At 39.6% G+C, this 15006-nt stretch carries 12 protein-coding genes and 2 pseudogenes; all 14 read left to right on the forward strand.

The features are described from left to right. The first annotated feature begins 18 nt into the window (after positions 1–18). The 14 genes and pseudogenes from ACRWQM_RS04755 to rfbB all read left to right on the forward strand — a co-directional run bounded on the left by ACRWQM_RS04755 (position 19) and on the right by rfbB (position 14988). On the forward strand, positions 19–1056 hold the full coding sequence (locus ACRWQM_RS04755) for a type IV pilus twitching motility protein PilT (protein ID WP_434926820.1): 1038 nt from the start codon (positions 19–21) through the stop codon (positions 1054–1056). Between the two features lie 11 nt (positions 1057–1067). Next, positions 1068–2179 (forward strand): annotated as a pseudogene (locus tag ACRWQM_RS04760) (PilT/PilU family type 4a pilus ATPase). Between the two features lie 179 nt (positions 2180–2358). Continuing rightward, positions 2359–2769 (forward strand): hypothetical protein, encoded by a 411-nt coding sequence (locus ACRWQM_RS04765; RefSeq protein ID WP_434931417.1) that lies wholly within the window; start codon positions 2359–2361, stop codon positions 2767–2769. 12 nt (positions 2770–2781) lie between these two features. Further along, entirely contained in the window at positions 2782–3483 is a 702-nt protein-coding gene (locus tag ACRWQM_RS04770; protein WP_434931418.1) for a hypothetical protein, read from the forward strand. A gap of 386 nt (positions 3484–3869) precedes the next feature. After that, positions 3870–4382: a glutathione peroxidase gene (locus tag ACRWQM_RS04775; RefSeq protein WP_434931980.1), complete on the forward strand. Its 513-nt coding sequence runs from the start codon at positions 3870–3872 to the stop codon at positions 4380–4382. Between the two features lie 121 nt (positions 4383–4503). Beyond that, on the forward strand, positions 4504–5517 hold the full coding sequence (gene hemH, locus ACRWQM_RS04780; protein WP_434931419.1) for a ferrochelatase: 1014 nt from the start codon (positions 4504–4506) through the stop codon (positions 5515–5517). A 571-nt stretch (positions 5518–6088) separates the two neighbouring features. Beyond that, positions 6089–6418, forward strand: a complete 330-nt coding sequence (yciH, locus tag ACRWQM_RS04785; RefSeq protein WP_226414092.1) for a stress response translation initiation inhibitor YciH — start codon at positions 6089–6091, stop codon at positions 6416–6418. Positions 6419–6557: 139 nt separating this feature from the next. Next, positions 6558–7164, forward strand: a pseudogene (locus ACRWQM_RS04790) (YqgE/AlgH family protein). 59 nt (positions 7165–7223) lie between these two features. Further along, positions 7224–7649 (forward strand): Holliday junction resolvase RuvX, encoded by a 426-nt coding sequence (ruvX, locus tag ACRWQM_RS04795; RefSeq protein ID WP_434926814.1) that lies wholly within the window; start codon positions 7224–7226, stop codon positions 7647–7649. A 133-nt stretch (positions 7650–7782) separates the two neighbouring features. Beyond that, entirely contained in the window at positions 7783–8337 is a 555-nt protein-coding gene (locus ACRWQM_RS04800; protein WP_434931420.1) for a DUF4136 domain-containing protein, read from the forward strand. Positions 8338–8572: 235 nt separating this feature from the next. Continuing rightward, on the forward strand, positions 8573–9082 hold the full coding sequence (gene rfaH, locus ACRWQM_RS04805; protein WP_434931981.1) for a transcription/translation regulatory transformer protein RfaH: 510 nt from the start codon (positions 8573–8575) through the stop codon (positions 9080–9082). Between the two features lie 733 nt (positions 9083–9815). Then, positions 9816–12557 (forward strand): SLBB domain-containing protein, encoded by a 2742-nt coding sequence (locus ACRWQM_RS04810; protein WP_434931421.1) that lies wholly within the window; start codon positions 9816–9818, stop codon positions 12555–12557. A gap of 118 nt (positions 12558–12675) precedes the next feature. Further along, complete coding sequence (locus tag ACRWQM_RS04815) at positions 12676–13647, forward strand: Wzz/FepE/Etk N-terminal domain-containing protein (RefSeq protein ID WP_434931422.1); 972 nt, start codon at positions 12676–12678, stop codon at positions 13645–13647. A gap of 264 nt (positions 13648–13911) precedes the next feature. Further along, the gene (rfbB, locus tag ACRWQM_RS04820; protein ID WP_434931423.1) at positions 13912–14988 is read left to right on the forward strand and encodes a dTDP-glucose 4,6-dehydratase; all 1077 of its coding nucleotides are present in this window, start codon (positions 13912–13914) and stop codon (positions 14986–14988) included. The last annotated feature ends 18 nt before the right edge of the window (positions 14989–15006 follow it).

Raw genomic sequence — 15006 nt, forward strand, 5'->3', positions numbered from 1 at the left:
AAAATGGACGTCTCTATAATGGAAATCACTGAATTACTGGCCTTTAGTGTAAAACATAAAGCATCAGATCTACATCTTTCTGCAGGTGTTTCACCTATGATCCGTGTTGACGGTGAAGTCAGAAAAATTAACTTGCCGCCGTTAGATCATCAAGGTGTACACAGTTTAGTGTACGACATTATGAATGATAAACAGCGTAAAGATTACGAAGAACATCTTGAAATAGATTTCTCGTTTGAAGTGCCTAACTTAGCACGTTTTCGTGTTAACGCATTTAACCAATCCCGTGGTGCTGGTGCTGTATTTCGTACAATTCCTTCTGATATTTTGTCACTCGAGCAGCTAGGTGCACCGGATATTTTTAAAAAAATCTCCAGCTTTCCTCGTGGGTTAGTATTAGTGACAGGACCAACAGGCTCTGGTAAATCAACCACATTAGCGGCAATGGTCGATTACATTAATGAAAATCGTCATGAACACATTTTGACGATTGAAGACCCAATCGAATTCGTTCACCAAAATAAGCAATGTTTAGTCAACCAACGTGAAGTGCATAAGCACACCCACAGTTTTAATGCGGCGCTTAGAAGTGCACTGCGTGAAGATCCCGATGTTATTCTTGTGGGTGAGATGCGTGACTTAGAAACCATTCGCTTAGCCATGACAGCGGCAGAAACGGGTCACTTAGTATTTGGTACTTTGCATACTACCTCAGCGGCAAAAACCATTGACCGTATTGTTGACGTATTCCCCGCAGGTGAGAAAGGCATGGTACGGACCATGTTGTCAGAATCACTTCAGGCAGTTATTTCACAAACACTCATTAAAAAGGTCGGTGGGGGACGTGTAGCCGCACATGAAATTATGATGGGTACACCGGCTATTCGTAACTTAATTCGTGAAGATAAAGTGGCACAAATGTATTCAGCCATTCAAACCGGTATGGCCCATGGTATGCAAACGTTAGATCAATGCTTACAAACGTTAGTTAATCGTGGTTTGATTACGCGTGAAGATGCCATGCATAAAAGCGGTAATAAACAAGCCAACTTTTAAGGAATAGTACAATGGATGTTCGCCCTTTTTTAGCCACTATGGTTGAAAAAAAGCTTCTGATTTATTTATCACAGCGATGTTTCCACCAAGTGCCAAAATTGATGGTGAGTTACATCCACTGTCAGAACAAAAACTCACTCCTGCCCAGTCATTAGAGTTTGTTGAATCTTTAATGACTGATGTGCAGAAAAAAGAGTTTAAAGAGTCTCGCGAATGTAACTTTGCCTATGCTGTATCGGGCTTAGGGCGTTTTCGTGTGAGTGCATTTTGGCAGCGTGACTCAGCAGGCTGTGTTATGCGCCGCATTGAAACCACGATTCCTGAAGTCGACGACTTAAAGTTACCGCCAATTCTTAAAGATTTAGTGATGAGCAAGCGCGGCTTAATAATTATGGTCGGTGGCACGGGTACGGGTAAGTCAACATCGCTAGCCGCGTTAGTGGGTTATCGTAACGCCCATGCTCGGGGACATATTTTAACCATTGAAGACCCGGTCGAATTTGTGCATAACCACCGTAAAAGTATCGTGACTCAAAGAGAGGTGGGTATTGATACCGTGTCTTTTGATGCGGCACTTAAAAGCTCTTTACGCCAGGCACCCGATGTTATTTTGATTGGTGAAATTCGTACCCAAGAAACCATGGAGTTTGCATTATCGTTCGCTGAAACGGGTCACTTATGTATGGCAACCTTGCATGCCAACAACGCCAACCAAGCACTTGATCGAATTATGCATTTAGTGCCAGAAAGTAAGCATGCTCAGTTATTATTCGATTTATCGCTTAACTTACGCGGCATTGTTGCTCAACAGCTTATTGCTAAATCTGATGGTTCTGGTCGCCGTGCGGCAATTGAAATCCTTATCAATACACCGCGTATCGGTAGTTTGATTGCAAAAAATGAACTGCACTTACTTAAAGAAACCATGGCTAAATCGAATGAGCAGGGTATGCAAACATTTGATCAGGCCTTACTTGGTTTGTACTCTGAAGGTGAAATTAGTTACGCCGATGCATTACATCACGCAGATTCTCCTAATGATTTGCGCTTAATGATTAAGCTTAAAACCAATGACTCTTCTAATTCAGGCTTTTTAGAAGGTGTGACATTAGACATGGATTAAGCCAAGTTAATTAACGCTTTGTGCTATTTATGATTAAGCCGCAACAATCGTTGCGGCTTTTTTGTTATAATAGTTGCCCTTTTTCTGTACCTTTGCCATCAATAATTAAGCTGTCACTTTACAACTGTTCAAATGGGGATTTACTTTCATCACGTTAACACCACCGTAAGGATCATTTCATGTCTTCTCTCAAGAAATTATCACCATTATTGCTCGCTATTTTATCCTTTCAGCCTCAAGCCGTTGAGGTCACTGATGAGTTAGATATTGGTGGCGCAGTTCGCGTTAATTACGGCTGGAAAGATTATGACAATAACGCAAAATTAGAGTTTGAGTTATTTCGCGCCGATGTGAATTACAATTCAGATGATGGCTTGTTTGCGTCAGCTCAATATCGTTGGTACCAAGATATGGATGTCATCCACCATGCGTATATGGGTTATCAATTTGATGAGGCGCAATCAGTACAGGTGGGAGTTACGCAAGTGCCATTTGGACTATTGCCTTACGCCGCGCATTCTTTTTGGTTTGGTGCGACATACTACATAGGTTTTGAAGATGATTACGATGCCGGGTTACATTATCAATAACAGCGTGATAATTTGCGTGTTGATTTAGCTTATTTCGCCAATGATGAGTACGGCAAAGGTAGTCGCTTTGATCGCTATTCATTCGATGTAGCAACCACAGAACAATCACCTTATCAAGAATCTGGCCAATTAAATGCCCGAGTTGAATATGAGATAAGCCAAAATAGTTTTAGCCAAAAGATTGGTAGTTCTATTCAATATGGTCAACTCGATTATGTTACTAGCGTTAACGGGGTAGAGGGCATTGATGGCAATACACCTAATACAGATGACATCAGCACATTTGCCGGAGCAGTGCATTGGCAAGTAGATTGGCAAACCTGGCAACTTCAATTGCAGTATTTACATTACAATTATGATGTTAAGTATGGTAATCGTATCGCATTATCGGCATTTTCATACCCATTTGAAATAGCGGCACAAGCTGATGTAGTAACCGCTAACCTATCAAAATCTATCGATGTCGATTGGGGGACTATTTCAAATATTAACTGTTATAACGATTATAGTACGGTACTTGCATCGGGTAGCGGGCTTGCTGATTCGGCTCAAAATGTCACCGGTTGTGCCATTAGCGCCGGTAAATTTTATTCGTATCTTGACTGGATAGCGGGTAAAAATATGTACTTTGTTGGCGGCGACGGTGTTGGCATTGATAATGGTGATACCTCGTGGCATTCTCGACTAAACATTAATGTCGGGTTTTATTTTTAATTAGGCTCAGACTTACCGATGTACAAGAGTTAATTTCGCTATATCAATGATTTCAAACTAGTGATCTAAGTCAGCAGTATAACCGTATACATGAGACATATTCTGGGCTGTAAAATTGTGCTGATAATATTGATTTAATCGTCACAAGCACTTACTCAGTTAGTGCTTACTAGCTAACTAGCCATTTTCTAAAATTCAGGTTTTAAAAGTCAGTTTTTAGTAAAGCTAGATATCAGTAGATTTAGTTAAATATTAGCAGCTTAACGTATTCATTAATTCAATAAGGATGTCTTATGTCAGGTTTATCGCAAATGTCTTCAAAAACGCTTCCTTCTATAGCGAAGCTTTCATTGGTTGCCACATCACTAGTGGCTCTTACTATCGGTATGACATTTTTCAGTGCTAATGCCAGTGCAGCAAGTTGCCCTGATTACCTAAATGTAGAAGCGCGTAAACTGCATTCAGACGATAACGTCAACTTGTGTGAGCTCACCCAAGGTAAAACAGTGTTAATAGTCAACACGGCTTCAAACTGTGGCTTTACCTCACAATTTGAAGGGCTTGAAGCCTTACACAAACAATATAAAGACAAAGGGTTAGTTGTTATTGGTTTTCCATCTGATGATTTTTTCCAAGAAGAAAAAGATGAAGCCAAAACTGCCGATGTCTGTTTTATCAATTATGGTGTGACATTCACTATGGTTGCCACCTCGCCAGTGCGTGGTAACGATGCCAACTCAGTCTTTCAGCACTTAAACCAGAAAAGCACGGCGCCAAAGTGGAACTTTTACAAATATTTAGTTTCGGCTGACGGTGAAACTGTGACCCAGTTTAACTCGCGCGTAAAACCAGATAGTGAAGAGCTTAAAAAAGCTATCGACAAGCAACTAAGTATTTAATTATTTAATTATTTAATTTCAGTCGCATTTTTAATAAAAAATTGAGACAAGAGGATATTTTCCAAATATCCTCTTGTCATAAATAAATATATTCATCAGTTCATTATACTAGGAGCGAGCTTTGGCGCGATTTTCAGGGTTAGATAAAGAGACAGGGCACAGTGCTCGCGGTAAAACAGGCGTATTGTTGCTTAACCTAGGTACGCCTGACGCGCCTACCACCTCAGCCGTTAGACGTTATTTGGCAGAGTTCTTGGCCGATCCTCGTGTAGTCGAAATCCCTAAACTAGTATGGATGATGATCCTTCACGGTATTATATTACGCGTTCGTCCAGCAAAATCTGCCGCTTTATATAAGCAAATTTGGACTGAGAATGGCTCTCCGCTGCTGGCTATAAGTCAACAACAGCAGGCTAAGCTCGATAAGTTATTAGCTTCCAGCGGAATTGATGCTAGCGTACACCTAGCCATGCGATACGGTTCACCCTCCGTCGCTTCAACTTTGCAAAAAATGCACAAGCAAGGAATTGATAATTTAGTGGTATTACCGCTTTATCCTCAATATGCCGCGCCAACAACGGCTTCGGCATTTGATGCAATCGCCAAAGAGTTATGCAAATGGCGCTACTTACCCGCATTACACTTTATTAATACCTATCATGATCATCCTGATTTAATCTCAGCACTGGCTAATTCAATTGAGCAAGATTTTGCTAAGCATGGCAAACCGCAAAAATTAGTGCTGTCCTATCACGGTATGCCGGAACGTAATTTACATCTAGGCGACCCTTACTATTGTTTTTGTATGAAAACCAGCCGTTTAGTGGTTGAGAAATTAGGCTTAACGGAAGACGATTACGTCGTTACTTTCCAATCTCGTTTCGGTAAAGCAAAGTGGTTACAGCCATATACTGACGTCACCATTGAAGCTTTACCTGCTAAAGGCATTAATAATATTGCTGTTATTTGCCCTGCATTTAGCGCTGACTGTTTAGAAACCTTAGAAGAAATTCAAGGGGAAAATCGTCACGTATTTGAAGGCGCTGGTGGCACAGACTTCAGATATATTGAATGTTTAAATGATAATGACGACCATATTCAAATGATGGCTAACATTGTAAAACCTTATTGTTAGAAACAGATCCCGGCCCACAAGCATTGCCGGGATGACGTATATAAGCATTGTCAGCATGACGTATAAAGTCTTTCGTCAGCCTACATGCTTCCCATGCGTCATCCCCGAGTGCTTTTGTCGGGGATCTGCTTTTAATACAGTTAATGCCATTAATACAGCATTAAAAATGTACTTTCTCGCCTCGTCTATCTCAATTTCATAGACTAAAACCATTGTTTCCAATCATCATTTCGTAAGCCTGCATACTTCCAATCCATCATCTTCAATGCTTTCAATGCGTCATTTTCAATGTTTCCAATGCATCATCATGAATGTTTCCCGTGCGTCTTCAAATGATGGCTAACATTGTAAAACCTTATTGTTAGAAACAGATCCCGGCCCACAAGCATTGCCGGGATGACGTTAGAAGCATCATCATGAATGCTTCCCATGTGTCATCCCCGAGTGCTTCTGTCGGGGATCTGCTTTTGTTTCAACTAAACACCATTAACACAGCATAAAAATTTACTTTCTCGCCTCATCTATCTCAATTTGATAGACTAAATCTATTGTAAAAAAGCACACATAAATTATGAAAATAGATCCTAATATAAGATTAGTATTCAGTACCGATAAAGGCCGTATTGAACCTGAAAAAGAAGTAGAAGCAGTACCCGATGGTGACGGCATAGTTCGGATCCATAAAGATACTAAAGGCCGTAAAGGCAAAGGGGTGAGTGTGCTAAAGGGCCTAGGTTTAGATCAAACTGAACTTAAAGCCTTAGCGCAGAAACTAAAAAAACAGTGTGGTTGTGGCGGTACTGTAAAAGACTTTGATATCGAGGTTCAAACAGATAACCGTGAACAATTGAAAACCCTATTAGAAAAAATGGGTTACACGGTGAAGCTAGCCGGTGGATAACCCCTTAAACATTAAGCCCCTAATATCCAAAGATAATTAATATCAAACGATTATTAAATAAAGTATTGGTTTATATACTTGTACACTCTGTTTCAATAAGTAAGTATTAGGGCTAGGTATTCAAGCAAAGGAAGTTATTATGGATGGTTCAGAAGTCAGTATTGCCAAAAAAAGCCGTCTTCAAGGTGACTGTTTACAAGGTTATCTATTAATTGCTATGCCATCGCTTGAAGAGACATTTTTTGAGCGAAGTGTTATCTACATTTGTGAACATGATGAAAAAGGCGCAATGGGGTTGGTCGTGAATCGCCCAATTGGTCTTGAGCTTGAAGACTTACTAGAGCAAATGGGACTTAATCCTTCACCTGAGTCGGCTTTCTATATTAATTCTCAAGTATTATCCGGCGGCCCAGTGTCACCAGATCGTGGCTTTGTGCTTCATAGTCCACAGCCTGATTGGATTAATAGCCATCAGGTAACTGATTATTGCATGCTGACGACATCACGCGATGTATTATCAGCCATTGGTACTCAAAAAATCGCCCGCAGATTACGTCGTCGCATTAGGTTATGCTGGTTGGGGAAAAGATCAATTAGAGCAAGAATTAGCAAACAATACCTGGTTAACCATTAAAGCAACTCCAGAATTGTTGTATACCAAAGACCCTGAGCATCTGTGGGATATCGCCTCTAAACAATTGGGCTTTGATATGTGGCAAATTTCATCTCAGGTAGGCCATGCTTGAGACAAAAATACGACACTAGACACTATGCCAAGTCTACATTATCTACCTGAAGGAACATCATGCAACCTCAAACCATATTAGGTTTTGACTATGGCACCAAAAGTATTGGTATCGCAATCGGCCAAGCTATAACCGCCAGTGCCAGTCCATTAATGTCGATTAAAGCGGTTGATGGCATTCCCAATTGGGACGATATTGGTAAGTTGATAACCGAATGGCAACCAGATCTAGTGGTGGTAGGATTACCGTTAAATATGGATGGTACAGAGCAAGAAATGACCCAGCGGGCACGTAAGTTTGCTAACCGCATTAATGGGCGCTTTGGTATAAAAGTAGCGACTCAAGATGAGCGCTTAACAACGGCAGATGCCAAAGCCAGATTGTTTGAACTTGGTGGATTTAAAGCACTATCAAAAGGGCAAATTGATGCAGTTTCTGCGGTACTGATTGTCGAAAGTTACTTTGAAAATCAATTCGGAGACTAATCGGCTTCATCGTATTTTTAAATCAGACCTTTCGTTACCCTCAATAGTATTTAATTTATTGATTAAATGATGAACTTGACAATCATTTAACTGTCTATAAGCTGGTGATTATTTAAATGTTTTTGGAGTTTGTATGAAAAAGTTAGTTTTAGCGATAGCAGTATTAGCCTTAAGTGCATGTAGCACATTAAAAACCAATACTGATTTTGACCCAGCAGTGTCATTTGACCAATATAAAACATTCACTTGGGTTGCAGCCAAAGAAGAAGACAAAGGTTATCACTTAGATGGATTACTTGATCAGCGAGTGAGAGATGCCGTCGATAGTCAAATGGCAGCTAAAGGGTTAACTAAAGTCGCAGCTGATGCGGATTTATTAGTTAACTACCTGACCAAAGTAGACAAAAAGATTAATGTCGATACGTTTAACAACAACTTTGGCTATAACCCATATTATGGACCAGGTTGGGGATGGAGTGGTTCAATGCACACTCAAACCACGGTGCGTGAATATGAAGTCGGAACGTTAATAATTGATTTAATTGATAATAAAACGGGGAAACTTGTATGGCGTGGTAGTGTTGAAGACACCATACGCGATCAAAATACGCCACAAGAGCGTGTAGAGATTATCAACAATGCCATTGGACATGTAATGTCAGCTTACCCGCCAAAAGCAGAAAAGTAGTATAAAACTGATATAGATTCTTAAAGCGCTTCCCTTTTGGGCAGCGCTTTATTGTTTAAAAGTCAGCATTTCGTAAATATCAGAATAAAATAACTAACACTAAACATGAACGACCATAAACATAAGTCAGTGTCATCTATCATTCTGTGCTGTTTATCTTTACCCACTCTCACCCATTTGATAAAATTCCTAACCGTGATAAGGAAATTCACCCTTCATTTGTAAGTGAGTCATGATGAAATCTTGGTATCTTTTGTATTGTAAACCGCGTGAGGAATTACGTGCACAACAGAATTTAGCGCTTCAACAAATTGAAAGCTATTTACCAATGATTAAAGAATCAAAAAAATCAAAATCAATCACCAAAATGGTCGACGTACCGTTATTTCCTAATTACCTGTTTATCCATTTTGACCCTACTGAATTCAGCGTGAGTAAAATTCACTCAACTCGCGGTGTCAGTCGTATTATCGGCTGCAAAGAAGTGATGACACCTATAGATGATAGATTAATTAGTGGCATTAAACGGCGCGTTAATGCTTTTGTGCCTGAGCTGGAAAAAGGCTTAATAAAAGGCGATAAAGTTACCTTTACTGAAGGACCTTTTATTGACCTAGAAGCCATTTTTGAAGAGCGAAATGCAGAGAAGCGCTGTTACGTATTGTTCAATATAATGGGTCAACAAAAGCGTATTTTAATTGATGAACAAGCAATCAAAAAAAGTGCAGCAGGTAATGATTGTTAATTAATCGAGTTGATTATAAGTTAGTCGACACAATAGAGATATACTGACAACCTTGTAAGACATTGACTATAGCAGCTTATGTTTATAAATTTTAACCGCAGATAAACATTAAGGATTTGATGGTTTTTAATGTTTTATATCAAATATTTATTGGTTTTTTTTGATGTTAAAGTTACTTGTATGACTTTATAAGTTTTATAAAATGTTTTTTTAATTCCGACTGATTGATTTTTCTACATATTTAACAACACACTTAAGTTATAATACGCACCAAATTTTACATTGGTTCAGTTTGAACTAATAAATATTTAATCAAAAAATTAGATGTTTCGCAATGCGAAGGGCACAATAGAAGCCGCAATCTAAGGGCGGTAGCGTGTCTGAAAGACAACAGACAGAAAAGTTTCTGTCTTTTAGCTAACGCCGAAGACCGTCTCGGTCGCCACGCGGAACGGTAGCAAAGCATGGCTTCTCGGTCGCCACGCGGAACGGTAGCAAAGCATGGCTTCTCGGTCGCTACAAAGAACGGTAGCAAAGCATAGCTTCTCGGTCGCTACAAAGAACGTTAGCAAGGTTAGCAAAGCATACTGTGTTAATCGCTACAAACAGCAGTATATATATTTTGAAAATTTGGCAATTTGCCAAGTACATAAGCCTTATCGTCGGTCGCCTAGTTCGCTATAGGCTGTTATCAAATTAACCCTAATTTTATTAATAATATTGGAGATACCTGGTGTTTCATAAAACCAAAACATTGTTCATTGCAGGCTTATCTGCCTTTATTATATTAACCATGCCAGTACAAGCGGTTACTCCATCACCACAAATGATTGAGCAATTTAAACAGCTGCCTAAATCAGAGCAGGCAAGAATTGCGAAACAATACGGTATTGATCCATCTTCTTTTGGAGGAGGCAGTAGCGCTGCACCAAAAATTGAAAACCCTCAGGTGGTAAATGAGAGAACCAGTAACCCAGACTCTTCAGCTGCAAAAAAATCAGACTCTGAATATGACTTTAAACGAGACAGCCAGCGTAATGAGCTAACAAGATTTGGTTATGAAATGTTTGCGGGAGAACCGACAACATTTGCACCAGTGTCAGATGTTCCTGTGCCAAGTGAATATATGATAGGCCCAGGAGATGTCATTAATGTTCAATTGTATGGTAAAGAAAATCAAGAATATAGTTTAACCGTTGGTCGTGATGGTAATCTTCAGTTTCCTTCACTTGGCCCTATACAACTTAATGGCATGAGCTTTTCAGCCGCTAGAGATTCAATTAGCGAGCGAATTAAGCAACAAATGATTGGTATTGAATCTAATATCAGCATGGGCGAGCTTCGTTCTATTCGTATTTTTGTTGCTGGCGATGCTTATAAACCTGGCTCTTATACTGTTTCTAGTTTATCAACCATTACCCAAGCATTATTTGTTGCTGGTGGTATTAACGAAATAGGCAGTTTAAGAAATATTCAAGTCAAACGAAATGGTCGATTAGTCGGTAAATTCGATTTGTATGATCTACTATTACGAGGTGATGCATCTGGTGATATAAACCTACGTTCAGGTGATGTTGTTTTTATTCCTGCGGTTGGTGGATTAGTCAGTGTAACCGGTGAAGTGAGAAGACCTGCAATTTATGAAATAGCGCCTAATGAAACCATTTCAGATATCGTTACTATGGCAGCAGGCGTAAAAGCAGCTGCGTACCCTAAAGCCACCAGTTTAGAACGTTTTAATAGTAACGGCTTAAAAAGTATTATTAACCTTGATTTAACCTCAGCTAAAGACCAAACCTTATTAGCTAAAAATGGCGATTTTATTCGAGTTAAAAATTCATCTAGTCAATTTGAAAACACCATTACACTAGCCGGTGCAGTGGTTCGTCCTGGTAAATATCAATGGCGAGAAGGGATAACCATTGCCGATGTATTACCGAGTGTATGGGGTGATTTAGCGCCTAGTGCCGATTTAAACTACGCCCTAGTGATTCGTGAAGTAAACAAGTACGGTGATATCAATGTATTGCAATTCTCCCTCGGTTCCGCAATTACTGGCGAAACCTTAACTGACAATCTGGTTTTATCACCTCGCGATAAAATTCTCGTATTCAATTATGATGATTCTACACAAAACCGTTTTGAATTAAATAAGCTAGTTAAGCAAAGAGTTGAAGCAGTTGCCGCGTTAAAAGGTGATTCACTACTGGGCAATGATCTTTTCCAATCAGGCTTTGCGTCATTGGATTTTTCGGGTAATAAAAAAACAGCTAAAACAAACATTGGTGGCGTCATCATTAGAGACACTGATTCGTCGCAAGAGCAGAATGCGGTAAAGAATGAAGTATCACAAATGTTAGCTAACTTATTTGACGATATTGAACTCATTAAAGTCAGCTATGCAATGAGCAGAGCTGAGTTACTTTACCCGATTATTAGTAAACTTTACCAACAAGGTAATGGTCACTCTAATGTTAAAGTTGTTGCCGCAGCAGGTAAGGTTCGACACCCAGGTTTGTATCCCCTAAGTGACAACCTAACCGTGAGTGACTTAATTAAAGCCGCGGGTGGCTTAACCGAAGGTGCATACCTTGAGAATGCTGAATTAACCAGAACACAAATTAATGATAATGGTTCAGGTATTATGCATCTAAGTGTTGATGTCGCATCAGCTCTTATGGGGGACCAGACCGCTAATTTTGCCTTGCAAAGTCGTGATGCATTGACTATTCAAACTATCCCAGACTGGCAAGAAAGTAAAAGCGTTGAGCTTCGTGGCGAAGTTAAGTTCCCAGGTGTTTATAATATCGGCCGAGGCGAAACATTAGCCAAACTGCTTGAACGTGCCGGTGGTTTTACTGAATATGCAGCGCGAAATGCGTCTGTATTTGTGCGTGAATCAGTAAGGCAACAAGAAGAGTTAGAAATCAAAAAACTGGCCAATCAATTACGCCGTGACATAGCCAGTCGGGGCATTTCTAAAGACGGCATTCAAGTTAATTATGCTGACGCTCAATTGATGCTTACTGATTTAGAAAATATAAAAGCAGTAGGGCGTTTAGTGGTCGATTTAAATGCTATTAGCTTAGGTATAGATGAAGCCGACTTACAGTTAGAAGATGCCGACGTGCTTTATATCCCAGCTATAAAACAAACCATTGCAGTAATGGGTGAAGTTCAGCATCCATCAACACACAGGTTTAAATCGGGTTACACCCTTGAACAATATCTTTCATTGTCAGGTGGCCCACGCGAACGCGCAGATGAAGACCGCATTTATATTATCAAAGCCGATGGTTCGGTTACTTTACCAAGCAACAGTGCTTGGTTTGCAAGTGAAACAGAGATATCACCAGGTGACACGGTAATAATGCCGTTAGACACCGAATATAAAGATAACTTAACTCTTTGGACGCAAATTACCGGTATTCTCTATAACACTGCTGTAGCTGTATCCGCTATTTCTGGGCTGTAATTTTACATCATAATCAACAGAGTAATGATTAGCTGAGTGTGCTAATCATTACTTTCAGTAACTCTGTTACAACAGTTATCACTGTTAATTTTTAATCATTTAAAGAGATAATTCATTAATGTCGACAGAAATACATAACTATACCGACGCAAATTTTTCAGCAAATTCACAGCAGAATAATTCTGATGAAATAGACCTTCGAGAATTATTCTCAGTCATTTGGCAAGGCAAGTGGATAATTATTGCCATTACTTTTGTTTTTGCTGTTGGCGCTGCAATACTTGCTATAAACCAACCCAACATCTATAAATCAGAGGCTTTATTAGCCCCAGCTGATACAGAACAAGGTGGTGGTGGTTTAGCTGCACTAGCGGGGCAATTCGGAGGTTTAGCCTCAATGGCCGGCATCAACCTAAGTGGTAAGGGAGGTGTTGATAAAACCCAAATGGCCATTGAGGTGATGCAATCACGCCAATTCGCCAGTAATTTTATTCAAAAACACAATCTTTTACCTGACTTAATCGCGGCTAAAAAATGGAATATGGCCGATAACACGGTTAGTTACGATGACGAATTATATAATTATTCAGAAAAAAAGTGGGTTCGCCAAGTACAAGCGCCTTTTCAGCCAGAACCTTCTATGCAGGAAGCGTATAAAAAATTCAATAAAATCATGACGGTTAATACTTCAAAAGATACAGGTATGGTTACTGTATCAATTGAGCATTTGTCCCCTGATATTGCTCAGCAATGGGTAAACTGGTTAGTTGCTGACATTAATAAAGTCATGAAAAACCGGGATGTAACAGAAGCCAAACGGAGCATTGCTTTTTTAGAATCCCAAATTGAAAAAACTAATGTAGCTGATATCCGCACCATTTTATATAAATTGGTCGAAGAACAGGCTAAAACGATTATGTTTGCCGAGGTTCGAGATGAATATGTATTTAAAACCATCGACCCAGCATTAGTGCCTGAAGAAAAAGCAAAACCCAAGCGTGCATTGATCGTTGTGTTAGGCACAATGCTCGGTGGGATGCTGGCTATAATGTTGGTATTAATTAGATATTTTGTTAGAAAAGAAGGTTAACTTCGTCGTCAATTCGGCAAAGCTTTTGAGCCGGAATCTAACTGTTTATAAGAGCCTATTAACACTGCTTAAAGATAACAGCGAAGCTGAAAAACAGTAAAGCCTAGTTTCTACAAAGGATAGCTAATATTGACCTGTCTCAAAATAGATTATAAGTGTCTCAGCGTGGTTTAAAATGCTGAGATTAAATGTTGTAGATTTTCAATCCATCTTGCCTGAGTTAAATCAATATTCAGGCTGTTAAAAATATTCGGAAACATAAAAATGAAAATTTTAGTCACAGGTGGTGCCGGCTTTATCGGCTCAGCAGTAGTTCGTCATATTATCAATAATACCCAAGATAGCGTCATCAACGTTGATAAATTGACCTATGCCGGTAATCTTGAATCATTGGTGAGTATCGAATTAAATGAACGATATGTTTTCGAACAAGTTGATATTTGTGAACGTGCTGAATTAGACCGCGTCTTTAAGCTACACCAACCAAATGCAGTGATGCACCTCGCGGCTGAATCCCACGTTGATCGTTCAATTACCGGACCATCTGATTTTATTCAAACTAACATTGTAGGAACTTATACCTTGTTAGAAGCCACGAGAGAGTATTGGAATACTCTGACTGTAGATGCCAAGAAAGCATTTCGCTTTCATCACATCTCTACAGATGAAGTCTATGGTGATTTACCTCACCCTGATGAGGTTCAAAGCAAAGAAGAGTTAACTCTATTTACAGAAACAACCCCATATGCGCCAAGTAGCCCTTATTCAGCGTCTAAAGCATCAAGTGATCATCTGGTCAGATCGTGGTTACGAACATACGGTTTACCCACCATTGTGACTAACTGCTCAAATAATTACGGCCCTTACCACTTCCCAGAAAAGCTTATTCCATTGGTTATTCTTAATGCACTAGAAGGTAAGAGCTTACCTATTTATGGTAAAGGTGATCAAATTCGTGATTGGCTCTATGTTGAAGACCATGCCCGTGCCTTATACAAAGTGGTTACAGAAGGAAAAATCGGGGAAACATATAATATCGGTGGTCACAACGAGAAACAAAATATTGAAGTGGTCAAAACCATTTGCAGTATTTTGGACACTCTAGTGCCTAAAGACACTTTATACGCTGAGCAAATAACTTATGTCACCGACCGACCAGGTCATGATCGTCGTTATGCGATTGACTCGAGCAAAATGAGCAATGAACTTAACTGGCAACCAGAAGAAACATTTGAAACGGGTTTGCGCAAAACCATCGAATGGTATTTGACTAACGAGACATGGTGTCAACATGTACAAGATGGTAGCTATCAACGTGAGCGTTTAGGCATTAATTCATGATAGTAAATGTTTAATATT

Origin of the sequence: Shewanella sp. HL-SH5, from assembly GCF_051163755.1 — a bacterium.
GTDB classification, from domain to species: Bacteria; Pseudomonadota; Gammaproteobacteria; order Enterobacterales; family Shewanellaceae; genus Shewanella; species Shewanella glacialimarina.

What these genes read in the sequence shown, in the direction of transcription:
- rfaH (WP_434931981.1), top strand. Translation starts at nt 8,573, where the DNA reads ATGAAATCTTGGTATCTTTTGTATTGTAAACCGCGTGAGGAATTACGT.
- ACRWQM_RS04765 (WP_434931417.1), top strand. Translation starts at nt 2,359, where the DNA reads ATGTCTTCTCTCAAGAAATTATCACCATTATTGCTCGCTATTTTATCC.
- yciH (WP_226414092.1), top strand. Translation starts at nt 6,089, where the DNA reads ATGAAAATAGATCCTAATATAAGATTAGTATTCAGTACCGATAAAGGC.
- rfbB (WP_434931423.1), top strand. Translation starts at nt 13,912, where the DNA reads ATGAAAATTTTAGTCACAGGTGGTGCCGGCTTTATCGGCTCAGCAGTA.
- ACRWQM_RS04800 (WP_434931420.1), top strand. Translation starts at nt 7,783, where the DNA reads ATGAAAAAGTTAGTTTTAGCGATAGCAGTATTAGCCTTAAGTGCATGT.
- ACRWQM_RS04815 (WP_434931422.1), top strand. Translation starts at nt 12,676, where the DNA reads ATGTCGACAGAAATACATAACTATACCGACGCAAATTTTTCAGCAAAT.
- ACRWQM_RS04775 (WP_434931980.1), top strand. Translation starts at nt 3,870, where the DNA reads ATGACATTTTTCAGTGCTAATGCCAGTGCAGCAAGTTGCCCTGATTAC.
- ruvX (WP_434926814.1), top strand. Translation starts at nt 7,224, where the DNA reads ATGCAACCTCAAACCATATTAGGTTTTGACTATGGCACCAAAAGTATT.
- ACRWQM_RS04755 (WP_434926820.1), top strand. Translation starts at nt 19, where the DNA reads ATGGAAATCACTGAATTACTGGCCTTTAGTGTAAAACATAAAGCATCA.